A 26,364-nucleotide genomic window follows, 5' to 3' on the forward strand; every position below is an offset into this window, starting at 1 on the left:
ATGGCCCGCTTACGCGGGGCATGACACCGAGAGCATGAGAGAGCGGCGGGACCTCACATCCCGCCGCTTTTCGTTTAGCTGAACATCTTGTTGAGTTCGCCGCCGGAATAGCCGGTGCCGAGCTCCGTAAAGGTCCCCTTCTCCGCCATCTCCTTCGCGGCGCGCATGAAGCCGCCCCAGGCGGCGCGGGCGAGCGAGCCGCCGACGCTGATGCGGCGCACGCCGAGGTCGGCGGCCTCCTGCAAGGACAGGCCGGACGCGCCGATCAGCAGGTTGAACGGCTTTGGTGCGACAGCCTTCACCACCGCGGCGATGTCCCCGCGCGTCTTCAGGCCCGGCGCGTAGAGGCAATCGGCGCCTGCCTCCACATAGGCCGTGAGCCGGTCGATGACGAGCTTGAGGTCGGTCACGCCCCACAGATACGCCTCGCACCGGCCGACCAGCAGCGTTCCGCTGTCGCCGATCGCCTTGCGCGAGGCCTTGATGCGCTCGACCGCCAGCGCGCGCTCGTAGAGCGGCTTGTCCTTGTCGCCGGTGGAATCCTCGATCGAGAGGCCGGCGACGCCGGTGCGCACACCGCGCTCGACATTGTCCGCGACCTTGTCCGGCTCGACGGCAAACCCGCCCTCGAAATCCGCATTCACGGGGATGTCGACGGCCGAGCACAATGCTGCCAGATGCTGACAGACGTCGTCGACCGTGACGTGGTTGTCGGCCTTGCCGATGGTCCAGGCAAAGCCCGCGCTCGATGAGGCCAGTGCCTTGAAACCGAGATGCTGCAACGCCTTGGCGCTGCCGACGTCGACCGGATTGGGCAGGATGAAGCAGCCGCTCTCGTGCATCGTCTTGAACGTCGCGCGCTTGTCAGCGGTTGTCACATGCATGTTTCTCTCCCTTGTTGGCCGCGCAGACATAAGCGCGCGCAAATGCAAACGCTAGTGCGCATCGTGCACGGCGCGGCTGTCCTTCGGCGCCTGCTCGCGATCATTCATGCCGTAGTCGCGGATGACGCTGGCGATGCGCAGGTGATAATCGGCAAAGATCTTCGCCCTGCCCTTCGCCTGCGTGCGCCGGTGCTCCATCGTGTTGCGCCACGCCTGAACCGCCGCCTCGTCCCGCCAGAACGACACCGACAGAATCTTGCCCTTCTCGGTCAGGCTTTCGAAGCGCTCGACCGAGATGAAGCCATCGATGGTTTGCAGGATCGGCTTCAGGTCGGCCGCGAGGTCGAAGTAGTCCTGGCGATGTTCCGGCTTGGGCCAGACTTCGAAAATCACGGCAATCATGGGCGTCTCCTATCGTTGATGGCCTATAATACCACCTTGCGCAGGAAGGTGCGCTCTTCCGCAAGGATGAATTTGTTCTCCTCGGCAAAATGGAAGTTGGCCATGCCGTCTGCGTCCTGCCGCAACCGGGCGCGATAGGCCTCATAGGCGGCCAGACTCTCGAAGGTGATCAGCGCAAACGCGATGTTGTTGGTGCCCTCATGCGGCATGAAATAGCCGATCAGGTCGCCGCCGCATTTCGGGATGATGGTGAGCCAGCGCTTCGAGTACTCCTCGAACTGCGCGCGCTTGAAGGGATCGAGCTGGTAGCGGATGAAGACGGTGACGGACATCGTGGGCTCCCTGATTTTTCATTGCGGCAAGCGCGAGCAACACCGTCGCCGCTGAAGCAACTAGATTGCTTCGCTTCGCTCGCAATGACGTGTTCGCAGGGACAGACTACGTCCTTGCCCCACCGCAATGCTTCGGCTACCATCGAAGCATGAAATCAGGTCCTGACATCGCCATGATTGCCTCGCTGGTCGGCGACCCCGCCCGCGCCAACATGCTCACCGCGCTGATGAACGGCCGCGCGCTCACCGCGAGCGAGCTGGCGCAGGAGGCCGGCATCACGCCGCAGACCGCGAGCTCGCATCTGGCCAAGCTCGAGGCCGGCGGGCTGATCGAGCCGGAGAAGCAGGGCCGCCACCGCTACTATCGCCTCACTGACGATGACGTCGCCGGCGTGCTCGAGGGACTTGCGGGGCTTGCCGCGCGCACCGGCCACATGCGCGTGCGCACCGGGCCGAAAGATCCGGCGCTGCGGCGCGCGCGGATCTGCTACGACCACCTCGCCGGCGATCTCGGCGTGCAGATGCTCGACAGTCTACGCACACGAAACCTGGTCAGGCAGAAGAAGCAGGACATCGAGCTGACGGCCGAGGGCGAGCGCTTCCTCGCAAAGCATTTGCAGATCTCGCCCGACATGCTCACCCATCCGCGCCGTCCGGTGTGCAAGGCCTGCCTGGACTGGAGCGAGCGGCGCCATCATCTCGCCGGCACGCTGGGCGCCGCCATGATGCAGCGTTTCGCCGAGCTGAAATGGGCCGCGCGCGACGCCGCGCCCGGCAGCCGCGTGGTGAACTTCACCCGTACCGGCGAGAAGCAGTTTGCGACGCTGTTCGGGACCGGGAAGGATTGATCACGCCAGGTGCGTGAGATCGCACGTTTGCGTGTGAACCACGGCTTCCGTCATGGCCGGGCTTGACCCGGCCGTCCACGCCTTTAGTGCAGTTCTCGCCGAACCACGTGGATGCCCGGGACAGGCCCGGGCATGACGGAGGTCGTGTCTCCCAGCTTCAACCATTACTCTGAGCCCTCCATGAGCTATATCCTTCGCGCGACTCTCGCCGCAGCCCTCCTCGCTTCCCCGTTCACGTCCGCCCACGCCGCCGACACCACCCCGCGCGAGCCCTATGGCATCGCGCTCGAAGGCTTTGCCTATCCGTATCCCGTGCATCTGCTGCCTGTCGTCAATGACGGCGAGCAGCTCAGCATGGCCTATATGGACGTCGCGCCCGAGCGGCCGAACGGCCGCACCGTCGTGCTGCTGCACGGGCGCAATTTTCCGTCGAGCTACTGGGCGCCCGTCATCAAGATGCTGAGCGAGGCAGGCTTCCGCGTCGTGGTGCCGGACCAGATCGGCTTCGGCAAATCCTCCAAGCCGCAAGGCGAATTGCACTTCGACACGCTGGCGCGCAACACCATTGCGCTGCTCGATCATCTCAAGATCGACAAAGCCGAGGTCGTCGCGCATTCGCTCGGCGGCATGCTGGGCGTGCGCATCGCCCGCGCCTATCCGGACCGCGTCGCCCATCTCGTGCTGACCGCACCGATCGGGCTGGAAGACTACCGTCTCTATGTGCCGCCGACGCCGACCGAGAAGATCATCGAGAGCGAGGACAAGCTCACACCCGACGGCTATCGCAAGCAGCTCCAGACCAACTACGCGATCAAGCTGCCGCCCGACGCGATCACGCCGTTCGTCGATGCCCGCTTCAACATCAAGGGCAGCCCGGACTATCCGCGCTGGCTGCGCGCCTACGTCAGCTCCGGCCAGATGATCTATCGCGAGCCGGTCGCGCACGAGGTCGCGTTGATCACCGAGCCGACGCTGTTCATCATGGGCGCCAACGATCACAACGCGCCGGGCCGTCCGAACGCGCCGGAGGCATTGCGCGCGAAAATGGGCCAGAACGCGGAGCTGGCGAAAGCGCTTGCGGCCAAGATGCCGAATGCGCGGGCCGAGGTGATCGCGGACACTGGCCACCTCGTCTTCCTGGAGGCGCCGGAGAAGTACAAGGAATTGGTGCTGGGCTTTCTCGGCCGCTAGAGCGTTTTCGAGCGAAGCGGATACCGGTTCGAGTCAAGAAAACGCGTCAGAACAAAGAACCTGGAGCCCCGTTCCGATTCCATCGGGACGGCGCTCCAGCGCCATTGCTGTCGCCGGAAGCCGCATGCGGAGAATGTTCATGCCGCATTCAGGTCATGATTGGCATGTTTGGATCGCGACGTGTCGGCACGTCCCCAAATTTAACGTGTCGAATCGTGTCTTTTGATTCATTGTGCGCCGCAAGCGCTCCAAAAACCTGCCCAAGGACAAGAGGAAGATCTCATGAAATACTTGTTTGCCGCCGTCATGCTCGCCAGCGCGGTCGTCGGTTTCAGCGAGGCGGCCAGCGCCGCCGGCGGCTGCGGCCCCGGCTGGTACCGCGGCGCCTATGGCGGCTGCCGCCCGATGCGCGGTGCGGTCGTTGTGCGGCCCGCCCCCGTGGTGGTTGCTCCGCCGGTCGTCGTCGTGCCCCGCGCCCGCGTCTGCCCGTATGGCTTCCGTTGGTGGGGTGGCCGGTGCCGCCCGATCTGATCTGACCTTTTCGTCTTGCGAGATGGCCGTGCGGCGAAAGCCTGCGCGGCCATTTTCGTTTTGAACGCCTAGCGTCGCATCCGCCAGCTCAGAATCAAAACGGGGACCGCAATCGCGATCCCCGTTCAAGGCCTGGCTTGTGCCGAGCTTACCAGTGGTGGCGGTGCCAGCGCCGGCGATGCCAACCCCAGTGGCGGTGGCGCCAGCCCCAATGGCGGTGGTGGCCATGCCAATGCACCAGCTCGGGCTTGAGCTGCGCGGTCTCCTCACTGGTGGTGACGGCGGGACGAGCGTCGGGATTGCCTTGCGGCGCGCGCGCGGGATCACCGAGCGGCTGCGGCGCCAACGGTGCAGCTTGTGCGGTCGCGGTCAACGTTGCGGCTCCAGCCGCGACGCCGAATGCAAGTTTCAAAAAGTTCCGACGCTCCATGACATGTCCTCTAGGCTATCGAGCAAGTGATGCAGAGGGAGTGTCGCGGTCACGACATGAACGAAAGCTGAATCGCATCTTCAGGTTCATGACATGGGTGTCAGGGACAAGCAGACTACGGCTACGTTCCAAACTCCTGCGCCAGCACCAGCGTCTCGCGCGTGCGCTTCACGTCGGGCCAGTCGCGATTGAAATCGGCGACGAGCTGCTTCAACGCATCGCCCTTGAGCATCGCAGCCAGCTTGGCCTCGTCATCGAACTGATACATCGCCTGATGCAGCGAGGGATCGTCCAGGCTCCAGAACCGCCAGGCCTTAGCTACGCCGAACGCCTTCACCGCGTCGGGCACATGCGCGGTCTCGTACCATGTGTCGAAGGCGGCGCGCTTGCTGGCGTCGGTGACGGTGGCGCGAACGACGAAGTAGGCAGCAGGCATGTGTTTCCTCCCGTTGTTTGGCCGCAGCATAGACGGTTATAGTGGCGGCAACAAAAAGCCCGCGCGACAGAACATTCGGATCGCGCCGACAAGGGAAGGAACGGCCATGCGCAGGATCATCACGGGCCTCGTTGCGATCACCTGCCTGTGGCCCACGGCCTCGCTCGCCGAAATCGTCCGCTTCGACATCCTCGCGCGCGATCCCGCCTTTGCCGGACGCAGCTTTGGCGATGTCGGCACCTATGAGCGCATCACCGCGCGCGCGACCTTCGCGCTCAACCCGTCCGACGATCGCAACGCCGTCATCACCGACCTCGCGCTCGCGCCGCGTAGCTCCGACGGCAAGGTGGCAGCCACCGCCGACGTCGTGATCCTGCGCCCTACCGATCCCACTCACGGCAACGGCACGCTGCTGCTCGAGGTGCCCAATCGCGGCCGCAAGCTGGCGCCGCAATTGTTCGACGATTCCGCTCAGCCCGGCGCCAACAATGCCGACAAGGCCGACGACGCCGGCATCGGCTTCCTGCACCGCCAGGGTTTTACGATGGTCTGGGTCGGCTGGCAGGGCGACATCCCCTCGAAGCCCGGCCAGATGGCGATGACGGCACCGGTGCTGAAGACCGTCACCGGGCCCGCGCGCGAAGAGATCGTCTTCGACAACACGACCAATCCCGCGCGCGCGACGCTGACCTGGCCGGCGACTGACGCCGCCGACCTCAAGGTCTCCGTGCGCGCCGCCTGGGCCGATGCGCGGCAGACGCCTTCCGGCCTCCTCGCAAAGCTCGTCGATCCTGTGACGGTGGAGATCACCCGGCCCGACGGTTTTGATGCCGGCGCGCTCTACGAGATCACCTACACCGCGCGCGATCCTGTGCCGCTCGGCATGGGCTATGCCGCCGTGCGCGACGTCGTCAGCTTCCTCCGCCACGACGAGACGCAGGCGAACCCGCTGCTGAACGGCCTGCATCCCTCGGTCAGCCGCGCCATCGGCTTCGGCGTGTCGCAATCCGGCCGCTTCCTGCGCGACTTCCTCTATCTCGGCTTCAACGAGGACCTCTCGGGGCGCACCGTGTTCGACGGATTGATGCCGCATGTCGCGGGCACGCGGCGGATGGCGACCAATGTCCGCTTCGGCCAGCCCGGCCGCAACCCGCGCCATCCGCAGGATCCGGCGTGGCAGGCCGATCTGTTCCCCTTCACCTATGCGAGCCTGAGCGATCCCTATTCCGGCAAGACCGACGGCCTGCTTCGCCGCTGCGCGCTCTCGGCGACGTGCCCGAAGGTGATGCAGACCGACAGCGAGCACGAATGGTGGGCCTCGCACGCCTCGCTGCTCGTCACCGACCTCGCCGGCAACCACCTCGACCTTCCCGACAACGTCCGCGCCTACATGATCTCAGGCACGCCGCATTTCGCCGAAGCCTCCGACGTGATGCGCAAGGGCGTGCCGGCGATGTCGCTGCCGCAAAACCCGATGCATGCGGGCGGGCCTATGCGCGCCCTCCTCACCGACCTCAACGCCTGGATCAGCGACGGCACAAAGCCACCCGCAAGCCGCGTCCCCATGCGCGCCCACGGCACGCTGGTCGCGGCGCAAGGCGCAGTGCCGATGGATATCCCCGGCCTGCCCTATGCCGGCATCCACACGCTCGCCGCCTTCTCCGACCAGAGCGTGCTGCCGCCCAAGGAGATCGGCCGCTATCCCGTGTTCGTGCCGAAGGCGGACAATGACGGCATGGCCATCGCAGGTATCCGCCAGCTTGCGCTCGCGGTGCCGCGCGCGACCTACACCGCATGGAATCCGCGCGCGCAGGGTTTTGGCCCGACGGCGCTCTATCCGTTGCAAGGCGCGGTGGTTCCGTTCGCACCGACCGAGGCCGCGCGGAAGGAAGTGCACGATCCCAGGCTGTCGATCGCGGAGCGATATGCGGATGACGGGGCGTATGCGGCGGCGGTCCGGCGCGAGGCGGCGCGGCAGGTGGCGGAGCGGATTCTGCTGCCGGAGGATGCAGAGCGCGCGGTCGAGGCCGCGAAGCAAGGTAGGCTTGCGAAGCTCGGGCAGTGAGCGAAGCCCAGTGGCCCCGTAGGGTGGGCAAAGCGGAGCGTGCCCACCACTTCTGTCGTCGGCCAAAAGATGGTGGGCACGGCGCAAGCGCGCCTTTGCCCACCCTACGGTCGCTGCCCGCGGAGAAAAAAAGTCTCACGCTGTCGGAACGCCCGCCCTTCATCCGTCCTATGCCCAGACAGTAGGGAGACACCGCATGGCCAACCTCACTCTCACCACCTTCGACTGGGTTCCCGAGATGCCGCGCGGTTTTGTGCGCGACCTTCGTGTGCGCTGGGCGCTCGAAGAGGCCGCGTTGCCCTATCGCGTCGCGAGTGTACCGTTCGGCCCGCGGGACGCCGCGCATTTCGCGCACCAGCCGTTCGGCCAGGTGCCGTGGCTGACCGACGACGACCTCTCGATCTTCGAGAGCGGCGCGATCCTGCTGCATCTGGGTGAGCTCAGCGCCAAGCTGATGCCCACCGATCCGCGCGGCCGCAGCGACACGGTCGAATGGGTGTTCGCGGCACTCAATTCGGTGGAGATGCCAGCCCTGCCCTGGACGATGTTCAAGTTCACCGGCAGCGACGATGGCTCACCTGCCGTGAAGTTCGTCGACGACTTCCTAAAACTCCGGCTCAAGCACATGGAGACGGTGCTTGCCGACCACGAATGGCTGGCGGGGTCCTTTTCCGTCGCCGACATCCTGATGTCGGACGTGCTGCGGGTCGTCGATAAGTTCGACGGGCTGACGGACAGTCCTGCCTGCCGCGACTACGTCGCGCGCGCCACGGGCCGTCCGGCGTTCGCAAAAGCCCACGCCGATCAGATGACGCATTTCGCTGCGGCGGATGCCAAACGTAAGGCGGATTAGCGCAAGCGTAATCCGCCAACGCACGTCAACAAGGATGGTGGGTTACGCCGCGCGAACTGCGCTTCGCGCGGTCGCGGGGGCTAACCGGCCTTACGAATTTCGCCTCACACCAACTTCATCGGCGCATCCTCAACTACCCGCAGGTCGATCCTGCCGATCAGTTGCGCGCGAAGCGCCTCCGCAGCACCGATGGCGCTCTCGGTTTGCTGCAACGTGCTGATGTTCGAACCGAGCGACACAATCCCACCCAACACCAATGCGATCGATCCGAGCGCCGCGGTCAGACCTGTCCCAAACAAGCCGAGGATCGTGATCAACAATAGCGCCGCACCACCGCCGATGGCGATCTTCGACGCCAGGATGTACTTCCGGCACCGCTCGGCGATCTCGGCCAGCGCCTCGATCCGCGCTTCGATGTCCGAAATCTCGTCGGTCAGATCGTCTTCGGTCATTTGGATCGAGATTGCCAAATCAGAAGAAACCAGTCGTCCGCATGAGCGCAGCGACATGCGGGACTAAGGCAAGACCCCGGATTTCGCTACGCTCCATCCGGGCTACGAGGCCTCACAACGGCAAATTGTCGTGCTTCTTCGCCGGCGTCTCCACCTTCTTGTCCTTCAGCATCGCCAGCGCCCGCGCGATCCGCTTGCGGGTCGAGTGCGGCATGATGACGTCGTCGATGTAGCCGCGCTCGGCTGCGATGAACGGCGACAGGAAACGGTCTTCGTATTCCTTGGTGCGCGCGGCGATCTTGTCGGGGTCGCCGATGTCTGCGCGGAAGATGATCTCGACCGCGCCCTTGGCGCCCATCACGGCGATCTGGGCGGTCGGCCAGGCGTAGTTCATGTCGGCGCCGATCTCCTTGGAGGCCATGACGTCGAAGGCGCCGCCATAGGCCTTGCGGGTGATGATCGTCACCAGCGGCACCGTGCACTGCGAATATGCGAACAGCAGCTTGGCGCCATGCTTGATCAGGCCGCCATATTCCTGCGCGGTGCCCGGCAGGAAGCCCGGCACGTCGACGAAGGTGACGATCGGGATGTTGAAGGCGTCGCAGAAACGGACGAAGCGCGCGGCCTTGCGCGAAGCGTCGGAGTCGAGCACGCCGGCCAGCACCATCGGCTGGTTGGCGACGAAGCCGACGGTGCGGCCCGCAATGCGGCCAAAGCCGGTGACGATGTTCTTGGCGAAGGCATCCGCGATCTCGAAGAAATCGCCCTCGTCCACGACCTTCAGGATCAGCTCCTTCATGTCGTAGGGCTTGTTTGGATTGTCGGGGATCAGCGTGTCCAGGGACATGTCGACCCGGCCGATGTCGTCAAAGCTCGGCCATTCCGGCACGCCGTCGGTGTTGTTGGACGGCAGGAAGTCGATCAGGCGACGCATCTGCAAGAGCGTCTCCACGTCGTTCTCGAAGGCGCCGTCCGCGATCGAGGAGCGCGTGGCGTGCACCGAGGCGCCGCCGAGCTCTTCCGCCGTGACGACCTCGTTGGTGACGGTCTTCACCACGTCGGGGCCGGTGACGAACATGTAGCTGGTGTTCTTCACCATGAAGATGAAGTCGGTCATCGCCGGCGAATAGACGTCGCCGCCGGCGCAGGGGCCCATGATGACGGAGATCTGCGGGATCACGCCCGAGGCAAGCACGTTGCGGCGGAACACATAGGAATAGCCGGCGAGCGCGGCGACGCCTTCCTGGATGCGGGCGCCGCCCGCGTCATAGAGGCCGATGATGGGCGCCCGCGCCTTCATCGCCATGTCCTGGAGTTTCGTGATCTTCAGCGCATGGGTCTCCGACAGCGAGCCGCCGAACACCGTGAAGTCTTTCGCGAAGACAAACGTCTTGCGGCCGTTAACGGTGCCCCAACCGGTGACGACGCCGTCGCCGGGGATCTTGTTCTTCTCCATGCCGAACTCGGTGGAGCGGTGTTCGACGAACATGTCGAACTCCTCGAACGATCCCTTGTCGAGCAGGAGCTCGATGCGCTCGCGCGCGGTCAGCTTGCCGCGGGCGTGCTGCGCCTCGATGCGCTTCTCCCCGCCGCCGAGCTTTGCGCCGGCGCGACGATCTTCAAGGGCGTCCAGGATATTCTTCATTTGCTCCCGCCAGTTCTTAGCCTAAATGCGATTGCCGGGGGTTCTAACACGGCATTTTGCGGGCCGGGAAGCCGCTTTCGGCGCCGCAGGGCTGCCTTGCCGCAGCGCCAAAGCGCAAGGAATTACAAAGTTTTGCCTGGGAGACAACGATGAATGAAGCAACGGCCGAGACCGGCGCGGCGACCGGCGGCGTCAAGATCCTGCTGCGGCTGGAAGGCCTGACCCTGTTTACGGGCATGGTGATGCTCTACGCCTCCTGGGGCGGCTCGTGGCTGGTGTTCGGCCTGCTCTTCTTCGTCCCCGATCTGAGCTTCCTGGCGTACCTGGCCGACGCCAGATTCGGGGCGCTGGTCTACAATGCCGCCCACAGCTACATGGCGCCGGTGGCGCTGCTGACGCTGGGCTTCGGCTTCGCCTCGCCGCTCACGCTGTCCATCGCCATGATCTGGCTCGCCCATATCGGCATCGACCGGGCGCTCGGCTACGGCCTGAAATATTCGGCCGGGTTCGGCTTCACCCATCTCGGGCGGATCGGCCGCCAGAAAGACGCCTGAGGGGATTGCCGTCGTTTTGTCGGCCCCCACCGGTTGACCGGGCCGGCCGATTCAGGCTTGCTCCCTTCACGATCAGGCGCCGAATGTTGCGTGAGCTCAGTCGGTACGGCGGCGGTCACCACGTCTGGCTGCAAGCATCACCCATGTCCGCCACGGTCGTCCCTCTGCCGCCGAACTCATCGTCCGAAACCACCGACTTCCTGCGGCGGATGGCCAGCATGGTGTCGGGGCGCAACGGCGAGATGCTGCTGCGCGCGGCCGCGCTGATCGAATCACTCAAGCAACGGGCGATGTCGGCCGAACGGCTGTTTCACGAGCAACAGGAAGAGAACAAGCGCCTTGTAGACCTGCGCGAGGCGACCGCGCTCGCCTCCGAAGCCATGGTCAGCCAGATCGCGGCGCTGACGACCCAGCTCGCCGAGGTGACCGCGGCCGCGGCGGCCGAGCGCGCCGCGTTCGACGCCGAACGCGGCAAGCTGCTCGGCCTGATGCAGCATGCGGAAAGCCATATCGGCAAGCTCACCACCGAGCTCGAGACGTTGCGCGCCTCAGTCGACAGCTTCAACGACACCGTGGTCTCGGTGCCGCTCGAGGTGCTGCGTCTGGCACGCACCCAGTTCGATGTCCTCTCCGCCGGCTTTGCACGCAAGGGCGACGTGATCTCGCAGGCGATGAGCGAGATCGGCGGCTTTGCGATCGACGAGGCGCTGATGAAGAAGACGGCCGATAAGGCCTGAGGCATTTGAGGTCGTCATGCCCGGGCTTGTCCCGGGCATCCACGCTCTTTGGTGGTCCATCGAGAAGGTCGTGGATGGCCGGGACAAGCCCGGCCATGACGCTGAAGCTGATGGTCCCGCGACAAATTGACAGCGCGCAGGCCTGTTGTTCTACTCCCTGAAAATCACAAGGGAGGACTTGATGCCGACGGCATTCCGCGTCGCTGCCACGCTCATCGCGCTCGGCGTTTCAACCGTGCTCGCCAACGCGCAATCCCTGCCGAAGCAAGTCGCCACCCGCGCCGAGATCTACCCGATCCCCTCGCTCACCCTCTCCGACCAGCAATTCCTCAGCGGCGATGCGGTGGCCGGCAAGCCGGTGACGGTCGCGGGCGAATTCCGCGTCGCGCAGGGCACCGGCAAACTTCCCGTCGTGGTGCTGATGCACGGCTCGAGCGGCGTCGGCGCCACGACCGAGGCCTGGGTGCACGCTTTCAACGCCATGGGCATCTCGACCTTCGTGATCGACGGTTTTACGGGCCGCGGGCTGACGGTGGTGGGGCCGAACCAGGCCCTGCTCGGCCGCCTCAACCTGATCGTCGACATTTACCGCTCACTGGAGATTCTGGCGAAGCATCCCCGCGTCGATCCCGACCGCATCGTGCTGATGGGCTTCTCGCGCGGCGGACAGGCGACGCTCTATGCGAGCCTCGATCGCTTCAACAAGCTCTGGAACAAGTCCGGCGTGCAGTTCGCGGCTTACATTCCCTTCTATCCGGATTGCTCGACGACGTATCAAAGCGACGGCGACGTCGCCACACGCCCGATCCGCATCTTCCATGGCACGCCCGACGACTACAATCCCGTGACGAGCTGCAAGGCGTTCGTCGGACGGCTCAAGACGGCCGGGCGCGATGTGGTGCTGACCGAATACCCCGACAGCGCGCACGGCTTCGACAGCGGCCTGCTCGGCGTCAACACCGTTGCGGTGTCGGCCAACGCGCAGACCGTGCGCAACTGCCATATCAAGGAGGGCGACGGCGGCGTGCTGATGAACGGCGATACCAACGCGCCCTTCACCTACAAGGATGCCTGCGTCGAGCTCAATCCGCATGTCGGCGGCAACCCCGCGACCGCCGCGGAGTCGCGGAAAGCGGTGGTGGAGTTCTTGCAGGCGCTGTTCAAGCTGGGCTGAGACTGCTCAGCTTGCGCCGATGCCGTAGGGTGGGCAAAGCGACTTGTCCGCCGTAGCTCGAAGAGCGAAGGCGGAAGCGTGCCCACCGACTATAGATCACGTATGGAGAGATGGTGGGCACGGCGCTGCGCGCCTTTGCCCACCCTACGATATCGCAATTTGTCGCGAGCTCCTCGCGACGACGAGCCCTTACGGCTCGCCCGGCTTGAACGGCTCCTGCTTGTCCGGCGGCACCGTCTCTTCGGCCATCGCCAGCAGCATCGCGACCATCACGTAATTGCCGGCAACCGCGGTAAGATCGACGATCTGCTGATCGTTGAACACCTTCTTCGCCCGCGTGTAGGTCTCGTCGGAAACCTTCTTGGTGGTGGTGATCTCGGTGACGAAGTCGTAGACCACGGCCTCGTCCTCGGCCATTTTCGACGGCCGCTTGTTGGCCTTCAGCTCCGCGATGATATCCGGCGACAGGCCCGCCTTGGCCGCCAGCGGCGCGTGCGCGAACCATTCCACCTGCGAGCGCCACTGCCGCCCGATGATCAGGATCGCGAACTCGTTCAGCTTGGTCGGGACCGAGGTTTCCCAGCGCAGATAGTAGAACAGGTCGAACAGTCGCTGGCCGAGCACCGGGCTGCGGATCATCGGATTGTAGGGCCCGCCGATGCCGACGCTCGACACCTTCATGATCTGCTCGCCGAGCGGCTTCTGCTTGGCGTCGAGCTGGTCCATGGTGAGCTGCGGAAAGCGCGGCTCCTTGCTGGTGGCGGGTGCGGCAAACATCGTGGCTGCGAGCCAGCCGCCGACGGCGGCCAACGTGAGCGACGACAGCCAGAGTGGCGTTGAACTCATTTTATCCTCCCGACCTTTTCTTTTCTTTGGTCGGAAGGATGCTAGCAGGTTCGTACGCGCCAGCTAGATCGCGCCGATCTCGGCAAGGCAGGCTTGCGTCAACGGCATGCGCTCGCCGACGAGACGCGGCTCCTTGCAGTCCATGTTGAGCGCGAACACGGTGTGCGCCTCGCCCTTCTCGGCCCAGCCGACCATCCAGCCAAGCGACGGTTCGCCGCGCTCGGCGCCGAGTAAGCCGGATTTGGCGCGGATGACGCTGTCGCCGACCTTGGTCACCGGCAGGATGTCGGCGACGAGGTCCTGGCTGCGCTTGCTGATCGGCAGCGCGCGGCGGCGCAGCCGGTCGACGAAATCGATCTGCTCGACCGGGTCGATGCGCAAATTGCCGGTGAGCCAGAACTGGTCGATGCCGCCGCCGATATCGCGATTGCCGTAGTCGAACATGTCGACATACTTTTGCATCCGCTCTTGCCCGATCCGGCGCGCGATCTCCTGATAGACCGGCACGGCGCTGACCGCGATGGCACTGCGCATCGTGTGGTCCTTGTTCCAGGCCTCGATCGGCCGCTTCACGCCGTCCCAGGGGAACACGTCCTTGTCGGGATCGGTGACGACGCCGGTCTCCAGCGCAATCAGCGAGTTCGGGATCTTGAAGGTCGAGGCCGGCAGCTTCGCTTCGCCGGAACGTTCCTTGTCGCTGGCGACGATCAGATAGTCCTCGACCTTGTAGCCGACGAAGGTGCCTGATGTGCCGAGGTCGGTGAAGCGCTTTGCGAGGCTGTCGCGGATCTCGTTGCGCGGCGGCGCGACGTGGCCGAACGCGCGCTGCGGCATGGTGGCGGCTGCGGCGAGAAGGCCGAGCGTGGAACGGCGGGTCAGCACGAGCAGTATCCGTTGAGCAATGAAGATGGCCGCGACCATGCAGCCGCTATCGTGGTGAAACGATGACAGGTTATTTCCTGAGCATGATCTTGTCGGAAAACCGCTGCACGCTTTTCCGGATCATGCTCTACCGCCCCCGGCCCGACAGCCGCAGCACGAACACCAGCACTTCGGCGACGGCCTTGTAGAGGTCGGGCGGGATCTCCTCGCCGAGCTCGACCTTGGACAGCGCGCCGGCCAAGATCTCGTTCTCTTCGATCGGAATGTCGTTGGCTTTGGCGATCTCGACGATCTTTTCGCCGATCGTGCCCTTGCCCTTGGCGACGACGACAGGCGCGTTGCTGCCCTTCTCGTAATGCAGCGCAATGGCGAGCTTGGATGGATCGCTCATGTGGCGCGATCCAGGAAGTGGCCGGCGCGGGCCGGTGCCGGCTGCGGCGGTGTGCCGTCGCGCACCAGGATGTCGCCGGGCTTGAGCTCGGCGCGCGTCAGGGCCTGGTTGAGCTCGCCGATGCCGGCGCGGAGCTGCTGCGCGGTCGCCGGCCGCTCCGCCCACATCCGCACAAAGGTCTTGTCGCCGTTGAGCGTGATCAGGGCATGCACGGGGCCGGCCGGCTCGACATTGAGCGTGAAGCGCGCGCGCCAGGCGCGCTTGGCGGGATCAGAGGACTCATTGCCGCCATCGCGCGAGATCTCGAATTGCGCCATCGCGGTGCCCTGCGGGGTCGCAAAGGGAATCTCGAAATTCCATTGCGGCACGGCCGGGCCGATGCGATGGCCGGAGGCATCGGTGCGATCAGGCAGCGAAGCGACCTGGAGCAGCGTTTGACGCGCGATCGCGGCATCGGTGTCGTCGAGCAGGCGGTGCACCGTTGCGGAGAGCGGCGTATCCGGCGCGAGCGATGGCGAGGCGATCCCCTGCGGCGCCGGCAGCGCGCCGCGGAACGGCGGCGGTGTCGCGCGCGCCGCGGCCTCGAAGAGATGGCCGTCGGGCACGGCCTTGTTGGAGCCCGGCACGTTGCCGATCAGGCGCGGCAGGTTTTGCGTGACCTCCTGCAGGAGGGTCGCGGCAAGGCCGGCGGACATGGTTCGCGGCATCGCGGCCTGCGGAGCGCCGCCGGCGATGTCGGCGAGTACAGCGGCTGGGAGATTGGCGCTGCGCGGCATCTGCGGCTGTTGGGCCATATCGAGCTCGGTTGACGGCGATGCGGCCTGACCCGGCACGGCGGCGACCTGCGGTTTCCCCGCCGTAGCGATCGCGGCGCCTTGCGCCCGTGGCGCGGCGGTCTCGAGCGTGGCCAATGTCTGGCGCAGCACCAGCAGCGCGGCCTTCAGGTCCGGCATTGTGCCGGAGGACGGCGTTGTGCCTGCGGCCAATGACGCCTCGAGAAACAGACCGGACTTCTGGAAGGCGGATTCGATATCACCGCCATCGAGCCCAGTGTTGAGCGGCGTCTGCTGCGCCAACACGTCCAGCACCGCCTGCTTCAGTCCCGCCGGCAGATCGCTGCCGGTGACGACGGAGGCGAGATTGGCGAACAGCGGCGCCTGGCTGCCCTGTTTTGTTACCGCCTCGGCCGAAGCCACGGTGACGGCGACCTGCTCCGATGGCGTCAGCGTGTTGCGTGCGGTGGTCGCAGATGGCGCCAGCGACGGGCTGTCCACGAGCGACGCCGCGCGCGGCGTCAGCGTGATCTGGTCCGCCGTCGCCTCGCCTGCCCCGTTCATGATGGCGAGCCTGATGGTGCCGTCGTTCTGCGACACTGCGAGCTGGAGATTTTGCCCCGGTGTCAGCGACACCTCGGACATCACATCCATCGACAGATTGGCGATCGCGATCCGCACCAGATTGTCGGCCATCACGCTGACGACCCTTGCGTCCACGACGCTGCCGGCCTGGAGCACAAGATCGGGCGTCGCCGCATCAGCCACGGGGCTGGCGGCACCGACGGGAACGATCGAGCTTATCGGCGTTGGCATTTCAGGGGTCCGGGGAACGCTGGCCCCACCCTAAGGCCGCCCTCGTAAACCTCTCGTTAAGGACCTTCGTCCGCTTGCGGCTTCACGGCCGCCAGCACCGCCACGGCGGCCTCAAAATCCTTCAGGCGAGCGGCGCGGCGGCCAGCCGCCTCCTCGTCCACGCCCCATTTCTCGGCGTTCCAGTCCTCGTCGACATGGGCGGCGGCCCAGACCTGGCCGGCATCGCACACGCCATGGGCGAGCGCCAGCGCCAGCAGCGCCGAACCGGTCAGGGTCGTGACCACATGGAGCGCCGCGATCGACCAGGGATCACCGGGGAGCGCGGCGCGGGCGGCCTGAACGGCCTCGTCCGGCTGCTTCACATGCATGATGCCCTCGGACAGGATGAAATGCGCGCCCAGGGTCTCCGCGGCCCAGAACAGCACGGGGTCCCAATGCGTGGCCTCGCGGGCGACCAGCCCTTCGGGGTGGCCGGCGCGATAGAACAGCAGGTCGGTCTCGAAGTATTTTGCAAGGTCGTCGCTGACGAGCTCGACGCGATCGATGACACCCTCGACGACGCTGTTGGCGATCCGCGTCAGCGGCATGGTCACGGGATCGATCGTCTCGCCCTGGGCCGCCCATTCCGCGGCCACGGCATCGGCCAGCGCGCGCGACGGGATCACCACCTGGCGGGCCGATGGCGTGCGGATCGGCCTGCCGTCCAGCGTGATGGCGAAACCGCCCTCGGCCTCGGCCAGGCCCGCCTCCTTGTAGAAGCGCTTGCGCCGCGGCGTACGCGCGGCCTGGCGCACCGCCTCCTGCGGATCGAGCGGGGACCGCCCCGCAACCTCATCGAACAATTCGCGCATCTCGTTTCGGCCCCGGTCTCTGGATGCTAGGCTTGTAAGCCAAGACCGGCGGCTGATAAAGCGAGCGGCAACGCATGAGGGAACTTGCGGGCATTGCGGCCCTGCTCGCCGGGCTCTGGCCGGCCGCGGCGGACGCCGGTTTCCGCTCCCCGGAATCGCTGGTCCGCAATGTCTACGCGCATTACGGCGATGGCGCGCCGGAACTGTCAAAAGGCCTGCCGCGCGATGCCGCCTCCGCCCGGCAATTCTTCGACCCCAGCCTGCGCAGGGCCTGGAGCGCACCGAGGGTCGAGCCCTACGACTTCCTGGTGCAGAGCCCGAACTGGAAGCTCGGCCCGGTCGCGATCACGGTCGTTCGCAGGCAATACGACAAGACCTATGTCGCAGCGAATTTCGACAATCGCGGGCGAAAGGTCACGCTGAACTTCGTCCTGGTCAACGGACCCGAAGGCTGGCTGATCACGGATGTCGAAAGCCCGCACGACAGTCTGCGGATGTTTCTGGAGCAGTTTCGGAAGTGAGGGGGTGGGACAGTTCGACTCACAGCTGTCATGCCCCGCGAAGGCGGGGCATCCAGTACGCCGCGGCCCATCGATTCAACCGCAGCCCGTCTCGGAGTACTGGATCGCCCGCCCCAGTGCGCAATTGCGCACAAGGCGGGCGATGACACCGGAGAATGTGGCTTACTCGGTCGCGCAACTGCCGCAGCCGGCACGTCCAATCCCTACTCTTCCGGCGCGTTCTCGATCGGATCAAACCGGCTCGCATCCAGCCCGAGCAGATTCCACGACTGCTGCATGTGCGGCGGCAATGGCGCGGTGGCATCGATCACGCCGCCGCGGGGATGCGGAATGACGATGCGGCGCGCAAGCAGATGCAACCGGTTTTGCAGGCCGCCCGGCAGCTGCCAGTTCTCGATGTTGAAATATTTGGGATCGCCGACGATGGGGTGGCCGATATGCTCCATGTGGGCGCGCAGCTGATGGGTGCGGCCGGTCACCGGCTTCAGCGACACCCAGGTCAGCTTGTTGCCGGCGGTCTCGACCACCGCATAATACGTCACCGCGTGGCTGGCACCTTCGTCGCCATGCTGGGCGATGCGCATGATGGTGTCGTCCTCGCTCTCTTCCTTCGCGAGGAAGGTCGAGATGCGGCCCTGCTTCGGCTTCGGCAGACCCGGCACCAGCGCCCAATAGGTTTTTCGCGCGGACCGCGAACGGAACGCGCCGGTCAGATGCGAGGCGGCAAACCGCGTCTTGGCGATCAGGAGACAACCCGAGGTCTCCCGGTCGATGCGGTGCACCAGGCGCGGCTTCTGGCCCTTGGAATCGCGCATCACCTCCAGCATCTGGTCGATGTGCCGTGTCATGCCCGAGCCACCCTGCACGGCGAGGCCGAGAGGCTTGTTCAGGACGAGGACGTCGTCGTCCTCGTAGATCGTCATCTCTTTCAGCGCCTGAAGCGTCTTTTGGGCGCCTTCCGACAGCTCACCGGCGGCCTTCGGCGTGTCGAGCTTCAACGGCGGAATGCGGACGCTCTGGCCCTCCTCCAGCCGGTCCTTGCTGTCGACACGCTTGCCATCGACGCGCAGCTCGCCTTTGCGGACGACGCGCTGGATGTGGGAGAACGACAGGCCGGGAAAGCGCGCTTCCAGGAAACGATCGACGCGCATGTTGTTCTCGTCAGCCGTCACCTTGACGGTCTGCACCTTGGTCGGCAGCAGCGCCTCGACGGGCTTTGCCTGCGCCGACGCTTCGGGCGCAGCCTTGGGCGGCCGCCGCTCAGCACGCTCCGCCGCAAAGCGCGGCGGCTTCGCACCCGGCTTGCCACCCAGCCGTGGTCCCGCCTTCTTCGCAGTGCGCGCCTTGAACGGACGCGAATCGTCGCGCTCGTCACGCGAGCGGGGCTTTGGGTTCATTCTCTTGATGCGGCGGCTCATGGTTGCCTGCGTACCCTAAAAGCCGGCTCCCGTCACGGCGAAATGGCCGTTTCTAGCGCGAGCCTCCCCGCTCCTTCCGCAGCTTGGCCCAGTAATCCAGCCGCTTGCGGATCTCGCGCTCAAAACCGCGCTCGGGCGGGTCGTAGAAGGTCTGGCGGCCCAGGGCTTCCGGAAAGTAGTCCTGGCCGGAGAAGGCGTCGGGGGCGTCGTGGTCGTATTCGTAGGCCGCGCCGTAGCCTTCGGACTTCATCAGCTTGGTCGGGGAATTGAGGATGTGCTTTGGCGGTAGCAGCGAGCCGGCCTGTTTTGCGACCTGCATCGCGGCCTTGAAAGCCGTGTAGACGGCATTCGATTTCGGCGCGGTGGCGAGATAGACGACGGCTTGCGCGATCGCGAGTTCGCCCTCGGGATGGCCGAGGAAGTCGAAGGCGTCCTTGGCCGCGTTGGCAATGACGAGCGCCTGCGGATCGGCAAGGCCGATGTCCTCGACCGCCATGCGTACGACGCGGCGGGCCAGGAACAGCGGGTCCTCGCCGGCATCGAGCATGCGCGCGAGGTAATACAGCGCGGCGTCGGGATCGGAGCCCCGCACCGACTTATGCAGCGCAGAGATCAGGTTGTAGTGACCGTCGGCCGACTTGTCGTAGATCGGCGCGCGGCGCTGCAGGATCTCCTGCAACTGCGCCGCGTTGAAAATCTCGTCCGCCCGCGCCGAACGCCAGACCTCCTCGACAAGCGTCAGCGAGGCCCGGCCGTCGCCGTCGGCCATGCGCACCAGCACGGCGCGCGCCTCGTCATCGAGCGGCAGCTTGCGGCCCTCGACCTCTTCGGCATGCGCGAACAGTTTTTCGATCGCGGCGGCATCGAGCGAGCGAAACACCAGCACGCGCGCACGAGAGAGCAACGCCGCGTTGAGCTCGAAGGACGGGTTTTCGGTGGTCGCGCCGACCATCACGACGGTGCCGTCCTCCATCACCGGCAGAAACGAATCCTGCTGGGCGCGATTGAAGCGATGCACCTCGTCGACGAACAGCAGCGTGCCCTTGCCCATCTCGCGGCGGGCGCGCGCGGCATCGAACGCCTTCTTCAGATCGGCAACGCCGGAGAACACCGCGGAGATCTGCTCGAAGTGCAGATCCGTCGCATCCGCCAGCAGCCGCGCCACCGTGGTCTTGCCGGTGCCGGGCGGTCCCCAGAACACCAGCGAGCCGAGCGTGCGCGTCTCCAGCATGCGCGTCAGCGCACCGTCGGGACCGAGGATATGGTCCTGGCCAACGACCTCCGACAGCGCGCGCGGGCGCAGTCGGTCCGGCAGCGGATGCGGAGCCTCGTGGTCGAGCCCCGCCGCGGCGAACAGAGTTGGCGTCTCCTGTGGTCGCTTCGGGCTCATCCGCCCAGCGTGACGTTGATCTGCTGGCCGCCACGCACCAGCGTGATGCGCCAGATCCGCGGCCGTTCGCCCGCTGCCTTCTCGAGGTCGGCGGTCCTGCCGATCTTCTGGTTGTTGACGGCGAGGATGATGTCGCCCTTCTGGAAGCCGACATTCGCAGCCGCGCTGTCGCCCCCGAGATCGGTGATCACGACGCCTTCCGTATCGGCGTCCAGATGCAGCTCGTCGGCAACGGCCGGCGTGATGGTCGAGACCTTCGCGCCCTGGAACGGCGAGCGCGCGGTGACGACGAGTTCGTTGCGGCCGGAGTCCGGTGCGGTCTCGAGCGCGATCGTGACCTTGAGCGGCTTGCCGCCGCGCTGCACGTCGATCTGCGCGGTGCCGCCGAGCGGACGCGTGGCAAAGCGGTAGTCGAAGGCGTTGGGATCATCCACGGTCTGGCCGTCGATCCCGGTGATGAGATCGGAGGATTTCAGGCCGGCCTTGGCCGCGGGGCCGGTCGAGACCACGCTTGCGACCAGCGCGCCGGTCGGCGAACGCAGGCCGAGGCTCTCGGCGATCTCGGGCGTCACCGCCTGCAGTTTCGCGCCGAGCCACGGCCGCTTCACCGCCTTGCCGCCGCTCTTGGCGGAGGCGACGACGACGCGCACCATGTTGGCGGGAATCGCAAAACCGATGCCTTGCGAGCCGCCGGAGCGCGAATAGATCGCGGTATTGATGCCGGCGAGCTTTCCGCTCATGTCGACCAGCGCGCCGCCGGAATTGCCGGGATTGATGGCCGCATCAGTCTGGATGAAGAACTGGTAGTCGGTGATGCCGACCTGGGTGCGCGCGAGCGCCGAGATGATGCCGTGGGTCACGGTCTGGCCGACGCCGAAGGGATTGCCGATCGCGAGCACGATGTCGCCAACCAGCAGCTCGTCGGAATTGGTGAAGTCGAGGGTCGGAAACTTCTCCTTGGTGTCCTTCAGGCGCAGCACGGCGAGATCGGTGCGCGGATCCTTCAGCAGGATTTCGGCCTCGAACTCCCGCTTGTCCGACAGCGATACTTTCACCTGGTCCGCGCCCTCGATGACGTGGACGTTGGTGACGACGAGGCCGGAGGCATCGACGATGACACCGGAGCCGAGCGAGCGCTGCATCTGCTCGGGCTGCTGACCCGGCACGCCGAAGAAGCGGCGGAAGATCGGGTCGTCCAGCAGCGGATTGCGGTTCTGCACCACCTTGGCGGCGTAGACGTTGACGACGGCCGGCTGCACCCGCTGCACGATTGGCGCATAGGACAGCCGCAGTTCGGCGGGCGAGGACGGGACACGGCGGTCCTGCGCGGCGGCCGGATTGAGGTGGGCTGAAAACGCTATGCACAATGCCGTGATGACGGCGGTCCGGGTCGATCGAAACATTCCTACCTCTCGGAAAAGACGCCGGAATATAGGCGCGTTCGCCCGCCAATAGAAGGGCGCCAGGCGGCATTATTGAGCCCCCCTTCCCGGTGTGTCCGGCGTGCAAGTCCTGCGTGCGAAATGACAATTTACCTGGGCGGTGGATTGGCATGATGCGCGTCATCCAGCATTGTGGTGGGCGAGCGGATTCGGTTGCGGCGAATTGGCATCAGTGGGAACCGCGCAACCGGGCGCAGCGTCGCGGGGCAGTCATCGTTCAGACCTAGGCTCTCCCGTTACGACTTGGGGAAGTTCGTCAAACGATGGAGTCATGATGTGAGCAGGACAAGACTTGCAGCCACCGCGATTGGTCTCGCCGGTGCGCTGGCGGCCTCGCAGGCCCAGGCCCAAACAGCAAGCAGCAGCGATCAGGAGATCGCTCTGCTGAAGCAGCAATTGAAGATGCTGGAGCAGAAGCTCGACAAGCTCCAGAGCCAGACCGCCGCCAATACGGCGGCCACGGCGAAGGCCAAAGCCGAAGCAAAGGCGGAGGCCAAGGCCGAAGCGCGCTCGGAGGCGAAGGCGGTCGTGGCCAATGCCAACGCGGCGATCCCGCTCAAGGGACCGGCGCCCGCGTCCGGCGCCGTCGTGACGATGCCGAACAACCGGCCGACCATCTGCACCGCCGATGGGGCGAACTGTGTCGCGATCACCGGTCGCGTGCACTACGATATGGGCGGCTATGGCTATCGTCCCAACACGGCGGCAACTGTGCCGCAAAAGCTGGACAGCGGCGAAAACGTGCGTCGCGCGCGCATCGGTGTCGTCGGCAAATTCCTCGAAGACTGGAATTTCGCGCTGATCTACGATTTCGGGGGCTCGTCCGACGGATTTGGCGGCACGGGCGCCGCTGGCGCTACGCCTGTCGGCTTCCTGCCTGGCGGTGGCACATCCGGCATCGAAAACGCGTTCGTGAGCTACACGGGGCTGAAGCCGTTCGGCGGCAAGATGGCAATCGAAGCCGGCATCATGGACCTTGCCTGGACCCTGGATGAATCCACGAGTTCCAACGACATTGCCTTCATGGAACGCGCCTCGGTCGGCATCATCGCGCAAAATATCGCCGCCGGCGACTTCCGTTCAGCCGCCGGTGCCCGCTGGTACAATGACGTGTTCTGGGCCGGCGCTTACGTGACCGGCCCGACCTCGGGTGCCGTTCACTCGGCCTCGAGCGTGTCACCTCCCGGGACCAGCGAGCAATACGGCGCGACCGCCCGCGTTGCGGGCCAGGTCGTGAGCGGCAACGACTACTCGGTGCATCTCGGCGCCGACGCCGAGTGGCTGATCCAGCCGCCGCGCAATCTGATCGCAAACACGCAAACGCTCACGCTCAGCGATCGTCCCGAGCTGCGCATCGATCCTACGACGCTGATCTCGACCGGAGCGATTGCAAATGTGTCGGGCGCGCAGGTCTATGGCGTGGAAGCCGCGGCCACCTATGGACCGCTCTGGGTCCAGGGCGAATACTACTGGTTCAACATCGATCGCGGCGCGAACACCGCGGTGGCGCCCATCGGTACGTCGAGCCTGAAATTCCAGGGGGGCTACGCACAGGCGGCCTATGTCCTGACCGGTGAATCGCGCAAGTACAATCCGAGCAACGCGGCCTATGGCGGCGTCAAGCCGAACAATCCGTTCTCGATCAACGGCGGCGGCTGGGGTGCCTGGGAGATCGCCGGTCGCTACTCGACCGTGGATCTGAACGATCAGTTGGCGACCGCCGCCGGCATCGCCGGCGGGCGGCAAACCGTCTACACGCTGGCGCTCAACTGGTACGTCAACGGCAATGTGCGCTTCATGCTCGACTATCTGCATGGCACGGTGTCGAAGCAGGCCTCGGCGGTGTCGGCGGCGGACACCGGCTCGAAGTTCGATGCGATCGCGTTGCGCACGCAGTTTGCGTTCTGATGCAATCTCTTCCGGGAGCGGCACGGTCCGCTCCCGGAGAGTTACGCTGCGCGCTTCGGCTTCTTGACCGGCTCCGCTTCGGGCGGCGGCGCGCAGGACAGCCGTTGCTGATGGCTCTCGCCCCAGGCTTTCAGGATATCGATCACCGGCCGCAGGCTCTCGCCGAGCTCGGAGAGGCAATACTCCACGCGTGGCGGCACCTCGGCATAGACCTTGCGGATGACGAGCTTGTCCTCCTCCAGCGCGCGAAGCTGTTTTGTCAGCATGCGCTGGGTGATGCCGGGCATCCGGCGGCGCAGTTCGCCGAAGCGCTGGGTGCCGTCCTGGAGGTGATAGAGGATCACGCCCTTCCACTTGCCGTCGATCAGGTCCAGCGTCGCCTCGACCGAGCAGCCGGGACGCCGGGTAAAATCTCGCCGCTTCATGCGTGTTTTCCCAATAGTATCCAAACAGGGACTATATCCCCGAATTTACAGTACTTGCCAAATCGGGGCTAGCGGGACAGTTAGCGGGCCAGGCGCACATCACAAGCTACGCGCCATTTGATGGAGACAAGCCATGAAGGCCGTCGGCTACAAAAAATCGCTTCCGATCGAGGATCAGGACGCGCTGATCGATTTCGAGACCGCAAAGCCCGAGCCCAAGGGGCGCGATATCCGCGTCGCCGTGAAGGCCATCTCGGCCAACCCGGTCGATTACAAGGTACGCAAGCGTGCCGCCCCGCCCGAGGGCGAGACGAAGATTCTTGGCTATGACGCGGCCGGCGTCGTCGATGCCGTGGGTCCGGACGTCACGCTGTTCAAGCCGGGCGACGAGGTGTTTTACGCCGGCTCGATCCTGCGCCAGGGCACCAATTCCGAATTCCACCTGGTCGACGAGCGCATCGTCGGCAACAAGCCGAAGAGCCTGTCGTTCGCGCAGGCCGCAGCCCTCCCCCTCACCTCCATCACCGCCTGGGAACTGCTGTTCGACCGGCTCGGCGCGGCGCCCGGCAAGAGCGTCGATCCGCGCACGCTCCTGATCACGGGCGGCGCCGGCGGCGTCGGCTCGATCCTGATCCAGCTTGCGCGCCGCCTCACGGGCCTCACGGTGCTTGCGACCGCGACGCGGCCGGAATCGCAAAAATGGTGCCTCGATCTCGGCGCGCATGCGGTGATCGACCACGGCAAGCCGATGAAGGAGCAGATCGAGAGCTTGAGGCTGCCGCCGGTCGCGCTGGTGGCGAGCCTCACCTTCACCGACCAGCACTACAAGGCGATCGCCGAGTTCATGGCGCCGCAGGGTCGGTTCGGCCTGATCGACGATCCCCCGGAGTTCGCCGTGAGCACCTTCAAGGGCAAGGCGATCTCGGTACACTGGGAATCGATGTTCACGCGCTCCTCTTTCCAGACGCCCGACATGATCGCGCAGCATCATCTGCTCAACGACGTCTCCGACCTCATCGACAAGGGCGTGCTGCGCACCACGCTCGACCAGACCTTTGGCTCGATCAACGCGGCCAACCTCAAGCGCGCGCATGCGCTGCTCGAAAGCGGCAAGTCGCGCGGGAAGATCGTGCTCGAGGGATGGTAGGCGCTACAACGCCGTAGGGTGGGTTAGCGCAGCGTAACCCACCTCTTCTGCCCCTTCGGAGATACACAGTGGTGGGTTACGCCAGCGGACTGCGCTTCGCGCAGCCGCCGGCTAACCCACCCTACGAACGCGTCTCAGGCGATCGTGTTGACGATGCCACCCTCGGCCCGCAGCGCCGCACCGTTGGTCGCGGACGCTTCCTTCGATGCGACATAGACCACCATGTTGGCGATTTCGTCGACGCTGGCGAAGCGCTGGATCAGCGAGCTCGGGCGGTGCTGCTTGACGAAATTGGCCGCGGCCTCATCCACCGACTGCCCATTCTGCTTGGCGAGATCCTTCACGAAGGTCTCGACGCCCTCCGACATGGTCGGACCCGGCAGCACGGAATTGACGGTGACGCCGGTGCCGCGGGTGAGCTGCGCGAGGCCGCGGGCGACCGAGAGCTGGGCTGTCTTGCTCATGCCGTAGTGGATCATCTCGACGGGAATGTTGAGCCCGGACTCCGATGAGATGAAGACGATGCGGCCCCAGTTGCGCTTGAGCATGCCCTTCATATAGGCGCGCGACAGCCGCACGCCGCTCATCACGTTGACCTCGAAGAAGCGGCTCCAGTCCTCGTCGGGGATCTCGAAGAAGTCTTTTGGCTCGAAGATGCCGGCGTTGTTGATGAGGATGTCGACCTCCGGCAGCGCCGAGACGAGCGCCTTGCAGCCCGCTGCGGTCGAGACGTCGGCGGCGATTCCGCGGACCTTGACGCCCGCCCCTTCCAGCTTGCGCGCGGCGGCATCGACCTTGTCCTGGCCGCGACCGTTGATGACCACGCTCGCGCCGGACGCAGCGAGACCTTTCGCGATGGCGTGGCCGATGCCGGCGGTGGAGCCGGTCACGAGGGCGGTCTTTCCGGAAACCCCGCGGGTCACTTCAAATTCCTCCGGGTGTGGTCAGTCAAATTCCTCCACCCGCGAGGCAGGACAAGGGACTGTTAGTTTGAGTTTGTTTCCCGGGCAAGAGCTTCAG

28 protein-coding genes are annotated in these 26,364 nt (G+C 65.5%); 11 read left to right on the forward strand and 17 right to left on the reverse strand.

All coding sequences use genetic code 11. From position 1 onward, the window contains the following. Nucleotides 1-74: 74 nt before the first annotated feature. Genes QJT78_RS27035 through QJT78_RS27045 form a run of 3 tightly spaced genes read right to left on the reverse strand, consistent with a single transcriptional unit; the run spans nucleotide 75 to nucleotide 1,618 of the window. Nucleotides 75-884, reverse strand: a complete 810-nt coding sequence (locus QJT78_RS27035; protein ID WP_038943752.1) for an isocitrate lyase/phosphoenolpyruvate mutase family protein — start codon at nucleotides 882-884, stop codon at nucleotides 75-77. Between the two features lie 51 nt (nucleotides 885-935). Continuing rightward, nucleotides 936-1,286 carry an antibiotic biosynthesis monooxygenase gene (locus QJT78_RS27040; protein WP_028151163.1) on the reverse strand — a complete coding sequence of 117 codons (351 nt, stop codon included), beginning with the start codon at nucleotides 1,284-1,286 and terminating at the stop codon, nucleotides 936-938. Between the two features lie 23 nt (nucleotides 1,287-1,309). Further along, on the reverse strand, nucleotides 1,310-1,618 hold the full coding sequence (locus QJT78_RS27045; protein WP_028151164.1) for an NIPSNAP family protein: 309 nt from the start codon (nucleotides 1,616-1,618) through the stop codon (nucleotides 1,310-1,312). Between the two features lie 149 nt (nucleotides 1,619-1,767). On the opposite strand from QJT78_RS27045, the gene QJT78_RS27050 reads away from it, so the two are divergent. The 3 genes from QJT78_RS27050 to QJT78_RS27060 all read left to right on the forward strand — a co-directional run bounded on the left by QJT78_RS27050 (nucleotide 1,768) and on the right by QJT78_RS27060 (nucleotide 4,188). Further along, nucleotides 1,768-2,466, forward strand: a complete 699-nt coding sequence (locus QJT78_RS27050; protein ID WP_038943753.1) for a winged helix-turn-helix domain-containing protein — start codon at nucleotides 1,768-1,770, stop codon at nucleotides 2,464-2,466. Between the two features lie 180 nt (nucleotides 2,467-2,646). Continuing rightward, nucleotides 2,647-3,657 carry an alpha/beta hydrolase gene (locus QJT78_RS27055; RefSeq protein WP_028151166.1) on the forward strand — a complete coding sequence of 337 codons (1,011 nt, stop codon included), beginning with the start codon at nucleotides 2,647-2,649 and terminating at the stop codon, nucleotides 3,655-3,657. 282 nt (nucleotides 3,658-3,939) lie between these two features. Further along, nucleotides 3,940-4,188, forward strand: a complete 249-nt coding sequence (locus QJT78_RS27060) for a hypothetical protein (RefSeq protein ID WP_028151167.1) — start codon at nucleotides 3,940-3,942, stop codon at nucleotides 4,186-4,188. A gap of 148 nt (nucleotides 4,189-4,336) precedes the next feature. On the opposite strand, the gene QJT78_RS27065 is transcribed toward QJT78_RS27060, so the two are convergent. Both QJT78_RS27065 and QJT78_RS27070 read right to left on the reverse strand, forming a co-directional pair. Continuing rightward, nucleotides 4,337-4,618: a hypothetical protein gene (locus QJT78_RS27065; protein WP_028151168.1), complete on the reverse strand. Its 282-nt coding sequence runs from the start codon at nucleotides 4,616-4,618 to the stop codon at nucleotides 4,337-4,339. Nucleotides 4,619-4,739: 121 nt separating this feature from the next. Further along, nucleotides 4,740-5,054 carry a hypothetical protein gene (locus tag QJT78_RS27070; RefSeq protein WP_028151169.1) on the reverse strand — a complete coding sequence of 105 codons (315 nt, stop codon included), beginning with the start codon at nucleotides 5,052-5,054 and terminating at the stop codon, nucleotides 4,740-4,742. Between the two features lie 106 nt (nucleotides 5,055-5,160). Between QJT78_RS27070 and QJT78_RS27075 the strand changes: the two genes are divergently transcribed. Both QJT78_RS27075 and QJT78_RS27080 read left to right on the forward strand, forming a co-directional pair. Beyond that, nucleotides 5,161-7,119 (forward strand): alpha/beta hydrolase domain-containing protein, encoded by a 1,959-nt coding sequence (locus tag QJT78_RS27075; protein WP_028151170.1) that lies wholly within the window; start codon nucleotides 5,161-5,163, stop codon nucleotides 7,117-7,119. Between the two features lie 196 nt (nucleotides 7,120-7,315). Then, the gene (locus tag QJT78_RS27080) at nucleotides 7,316-7,972 is read left to right on the forward strand and encodes a glutathione S-transferase family protein (protein WP_028151171.1); all 657 of its coding nucleotides are present in this window, start codon (nucleotides 7,316-7,318) and stop codon (nucleotides 7,970-7,972) included. 104 nt (nucleotides 7,973-8,076) lie between these two features. Here the strand turns inward: QJT78_RS27080 and QJT78_RS27085 are convergent, their stop codons facing one another. Together QJT78_RS27085 and QJT78_RS27090 are read right to left on the reverse strand one after the other, a co-directional pair. After that, a complete protein-coding gene (locus QJT78_RS27085; RefSeq protein WP_028151172.1) occupies nucleotides 8,077-8,424 on the reverse strand; it encodes a hypothetical protein in 348 nt (115 codons plus the stop codon). 112 nt (nucleotides 8,425-8,536) lie between these two features. Then, nucleotides 8,537-10,069, reverse strand: coding sequence for an acyl-CoA carboxylase subunit beta (locus QJT78_RS27090; protein ID WP_038943754.1), 1,533 nt, complete (start codon nucleotides 10,067-10,069; stop codon nucleotides 8,537-8,539). Nucleotides 10,070-10,218: 149 nt separating this feature from the next. On the opposite strand from QJT78_RS27090, the gene QJT78_RS27095 reads away from it, so the two are divergent. From QJT78_RS27095 to QJT78_RS27105, 3 genes are all read left to right on the forward strand, one after another. After that, entirely contained in the window at nucleotides 10,219-10,623 is a 405-nt protein-coding gene (locus QJT78_RS27095; RefSeq protein WP_028151174.1) for a DUF4260 domain-containing protein, read from the forward strand. Nucleotides 10,624-10,766: 143 nt separating this feature from the next. Then, nucleotides 10,767-11,360: a hypothetical protein gene (locus QJT78_RS27100; RefSeq protein ID WP_038943755.1), complete on the forward strand. Its 594-nt coding sequence runs from the start codon at nucleotides 10,767-10,769 to the stop codon at nucleotides 11,358-11,360. A 181-nt stretch (nucleotides 11,361-11,541) separates the two neighbouring features. Continuing rightward, nucleotides 11,542-12,534 (forward strand): dienelactone hydrolase family protein, encoded by a 993-nt coding sequence (locus QJT78_RS27105; RefSeq protein ID WP_028151176.1) that lies wholly within the window; start codon nucleotides 11,542-11,544, stop codon nucleotides 12,532-12,534. 189 nt (nucleotides 12,535-12,723) lie between these two features. On the opposite strand, the gene QJT78_RS27110 is transcribed toward QJT78_RS27105, so the two are convergent. The 5 genes from QJT78_RS27110 to QJT78_RS27130 all read right to left on the reverse strand — a co-directional run bounded on the left by QJT78_RS27110 (nucleotide 12,724) and on the right by QJT78_RS27130 (nucleotide 17,093). Then, a complete protein-coding gene (locus QJT78_RS27110; RefSeq protein ID WP_028151177.1) occupies nucleotides 12,724-13,380 on the reverse strand; it encodes a hypothetical protein in 657 nt (218 codons plus the stop codon). A 63-nt stretch (nucleotides 13,381-13,443) separates the two neighbouring features. Then, nucleotides 13,444-14,262, reverse strand: a complete 819-nt coding sequence (blaOXA, locus tag QJT78_RS27115; RefSeq protein ID WP_080586638.1) for a class D beta-lactamase — start codon at nucleotides 14,260-14,262, stop codon at nucleotides 13,444-13,446. A 127-nt stretch (nucleotides 14,263-14,389) separates the two neighbouring features. Then, the gene (locus QJT78_RS27120) at nucleotides 14,390-14,653 is read right to left on the reverse strand and encodes an EscU/YscU/HrcU family type III secretion system export apparatus switch protein (RefSeq protein WP_028151179.1); all 264 of its coding nucleotides are present in this window, start codon (nucleotides 14,651-14,653) and stop codon (nucleotides 14,390-14,392) included. Further along, nucleotides 14,650-16,242 carry a flagellar hook-length control protein FliK gene (locus tag QJT78_RS27125; protein WP_038943756.1) on the reverse strand — a complete coding sequence of 531 codons (1,593 nt, stop codon included), beginning with the start codon at nucleotides 16,240-16,242 and terminating at the stop codon, nucleotides 14,650-14,652. Before QJT78_RS27125 ends, QJT78_RS27120 begins: the two co-directional genes overlap by 4 nt. 56 nt (nucleotides 16,243-16,298) lie before the next feature. Continuing rightward, nucleotides 16,299-17,093 (reverse strand): ATP12 family protein, encoded by a 795-nt coding sequence (locus QJT78_RS27130; protein WP_028151181.1) that lies wholly within the window; start codon nucleotides 17,091-17,093, stop codon nucleotides 16,299-16,301. A gap of 74 nt (nucleotides 17,094-17,167) precedes the next feature. On the opposite strand from QJT78_RS27130, the gene QJT78_RS27135 reads away from it, so the two are divergent. Next, complete coding sequence (locus QJT78_RS27135) at nucleotides 17,168-17,614, forward strand: hypothetical protein (protein WP_028151182.1); 447 nt, start codon at nucleotides 17,168-17,170, stop codon at nucleotides 17,612-17,614. Between the two features lie 203 nt (nucleotides 17,615-17,817). Here the strand turns inward: QJT78_RS27135 and QJT78_RS27140 are convergent, their stop codons facing one another. From QJT78_RS27140 to QJT78_RS27150, 3 genes are read right to left on the reverse strand one after another with little or no spacing between them, the layout of a single operon-like run. Then, nucleotides 17,818-19,032 carry an RluA family pseudouridine synthase gene (locus QJT78_RS27140; RefSeq protein ID WP_038943757.1) on the reverse strand — a complete coding sequence of 405 codons (1,215 nt, stop codon included), beginning with the start codon at nucleotides 19,030-19,032 and terminating at the stop codon, nucleotides 17,818-17,820. Nucleotides 19,033-19,084: 52 nt separating this feature from the next. After that, the gene (locus QJT78_RS27145) at nucleotides 19,085-20,422 is read right to left on the reverse strand and encodes a replication-associated recombination protein A (protein WP_028151184.1); all 1,338 of its coding nucleotides are present in this window, start codon (nucleotides 20,420-20,422) and stop codon (nucleotides 19,085-19,087) included. Next, nucleotides 20,419-21,825 (reverse strand): DegQ family serine endoprotease, encoded by a 1,407-nt coding sequence (locus tag QJT78_RS27150; protein ID WP_028151185.1) that lies wholly within the window; start codon nucleotides 21,823-21,825, stop codon nucleotides 20,419-20,421. The genes QJT78_RS27145 and QJT78_RS27150 overlap by 4 nt, the downstream gene beginning before the upstream one ends. 315 nt (nucleotides 21,826-22,140) lie before the next feature. On the opposite strand from QJT78_RS27150, the gene QJT78_RS27155 reads away from it, so the two are divergent. After that, nucleotides 22,141-23,772, forward strand: coding sequence for an OprO/OprP family phosphate-selective porin (locus QJT78_RS27155; RefSeq protein ID WP_028151186.1), 1,632 nt, complete (start codon nucleotides 22,141-22,143; stop codon nucleotides 23,770-23,772). Between the two features lie 41 nt (nucleotides 23,773-23,813). Here the strand turns inward: QJT78_RS27155 and QJT78_RS27160 are convergent, their stop codons facing one another. Next, on the reverse strand, nucleotides 23,814-24,197 hold the full coding sequence (locus QJT78_RS27160) for a helix-turn-helix domain-containing protein (RefSeq protein ID WP_028151187.1): 384 nt from the start codon (nucleotides 24,195-24,197) through the stop codon (nucleotides 23,814-23,816). 133 nt (nucleotides 24,198-24,330) lie between these two features. On the opposite strand from QJT78_RS27160, the gene QJT78_RS27165 reads away from it, so the two are divergent. After that, nucleotides 24,331-25,344 carry a zinc-binding alcohol dehydrogenase family protein gene (locus tag QJT78_RS27165; protein WP_028151188.1) on the forward strand — a complete coding sequence of 338 codons (1,014 nt, stop codon included), beginning with the start codon at nucleotides 24,331-24,333 and terminating at the stop codon, nucleotides 25,342-25,344. Between the two features lie 134 nt (nucleotides 25,345-25,478). Here the strand turns inward: QJT78_RS27165 and QJT78_RS27170 are convergent, their stop codons facing one another. Then, nucleotides 25,479-26,267: an SDR family oxidoreductase gene (locus QJT78_RS27170; protein WP_038943758.1), complete on the reverse strand. Its 789-nt coding sequence runs from the start codon at nucleotides 26,265-26,267 to the stop codon at nucleotides 25,479-25,481. Between the last annotated feature and the right edge of the window lie 97 nt (nucleotides 26,268-26,364).

The organism is Bradyrhizobium sp. Mp27, from assembly GCF_029953005.1.
Lineage (GTDB): Bacteria > Pseudomonadota > Alphaproteobacteria > Rhizobiales > Xanthobacteraceae > Bradyrhizobium > Bradyrhizobium barranii.

Coding starts and splice junctions, on each gene's coding strand:
- QJT78_RS27035 (WP_038943752.1), bottom strand. CDS start 884: ATGCATGTGACAACCGCTGACAAGCGCGCGACGTTCAAGACGATGCAC.
- QJT78_RS27040 (WP_028151163.1), bottom strand. CDS start 1,286: ATGATTGCCGTGATTTTCGAAGTCTGGCCCAAGCCGGAACATCGCCAG.
- QJT78_RS27045 (WP_028151164.1), bottom strand. CDS start 1,618: ATGTCCGTCACCGTCTTCATCCGCTACCAGCTCGATCCCTTCAAGCGC.
- QJT78_RS27050 (WP_038943753.1), top strand. CDS start 1,768: ATGAAATCAGGTCCTGACATCGCCATGATTGCCTCGCTGGTCGGCGAC.
- QJT78_RS27055 (WP_028151166.1), top strand. CDS start 2,647: ATGAGCTATATCCTTCGCGCGACTCTCGCCGCAGCCCTCCTCGCTTCC.
- QJT78_RS27060 (WP_028151167.1), top strand. CDS start 3,940: ATGAAATACTTGTTTGCCGCCGTCATGCTCGCCAGCGCGGTCGTCGGT.
- QJT78_RS27065 (WP_028151168.1), bottom strand. CDS start 4,618: ATGGAGCGTCGGAACTTTTTGAAACTTGCATTCGGCGTCGCGGCTGGA.
- QJT78_RS27070 (WP_028151169.1), bottom strand. CDS start 5,054: ATGCCTGCTGCCTACTTCGTCGTTCGCGCCACCGTCACCGACGCCAGC.
- QJT78_RS27075 (WP_028151170.1), top strand. CDS start 5,161: ATGCGCAGGATCATCACGGGCCTCGTTGCGATCACCTGCCTGTGGCCC.
- QJT78_RS27080 (WP_028151171.1), top strand. CDS start 7,316: ATGGCCAACCTCACTCTCACCACCTTCGACTGGGTTCCCGAGATGCCG.
- QJT78_RS27085 (WP_028151172.1), bottom strand. CDS start 8,424: ATGACCGAAGACGATCTGACCGACGAGATTTCGGACATCGAAGCGCGG.
- QJT78_RS27090 (WP_038943754.1), bottom strand. CDS start 10,069: ATGAAGAATATCCTGGACGCCCTTGAAGATCGTCGCGCCGGCGCAAAG.
- QJT78_RS27095 (WP_028151174.1), top strand. CDS start 10,219: ATGAATGAAGCAACGGCCGAGACCGGCGCGGCGACCGGCGGCGTCAAG.
- QJT78_RS27100 (WP_038943755.1), top strand. CDS start 10,767: ATGTCCGCCACGGTCGTCCCTCTGCCGCCGAACTCATCGTCCGAAACC.
- QJT78_RS27105 (WP_028151176.1), top strand. CDS start 11,542: ATGCCGACGGCATTCCGCGTCGCTGCCACGCTCATCGCGCTCGGCGTT.
- QJT78_RS27110 (WP_028151177.1), bottom strand. CDS start 13,380: ATGAGTTCAACGCCACTCTGGCTGTCGTCGCTCACGTTGGCCGCCGTC.
- QJT78_RS27120 (WP_028151179.1), bottom strand. CDS start 14,653: ATGAGCGATCCATCCAAGCTCGCCATTGCGCTGCATTACGAGAAGGGC.
- QJT78_RS27125 (WP_038943756.1), bottom strand. CDS start 16,242: ATGCCAACGCCGATAAGCTCGATCGTTCCCGTCGGTGCCGCCAGCCCC.
- QJT78_RS27130 (WP_028151181.1), bottom strand. CDS start 17,093: ATGCGCGAATTGTTCGATGAGGTTGCGGGGCGGTCCCCGCTCGATCCG.
- QJT78_RS27135 (WP_028151182.1), top strand. CDS start 17,168: ATGAGGGAACTTGCGGGCATTGCGGCCCTGCTCGCCGGGCTCTGGCCG.
- QJT78_RS27140 (WP_038943757.1), bottom strand. CDS start 19,032: ATGAGCCGCCGCATCAAGAGAATGAACCCAAAGCCCCGCTCGCGTGAC.
- QJT78_RS27145 (WP_028151184.1), bottom strand. CDS start 20,422: ATGAGCCCGAAGCGACCACAGGAGACGCCAACTCTGTTCGCCGCGGCG.
- QJT78_RS27150 (WP_028151185.1), bottom strand. CDS start 21,825: ATGTTTCGATCGACCCGGACCGCCGTCATCACGGCATTGTGCATAGCG.
- QJT78_RS27160 (WP_028151187.1), bottom strand. CDS start 24,197: ATGAAGCGGCGAGATTTTACCCGGCGTCCCGGCTGCTCGGTCGAGGCG.
- QJT78_RS27165 (WP_028151188.1), top strand. CDS start 24,331: ATGAAGGCCGTCGGCTACAAAAAATCGCTTCCGATCGAGGATCAGGAC.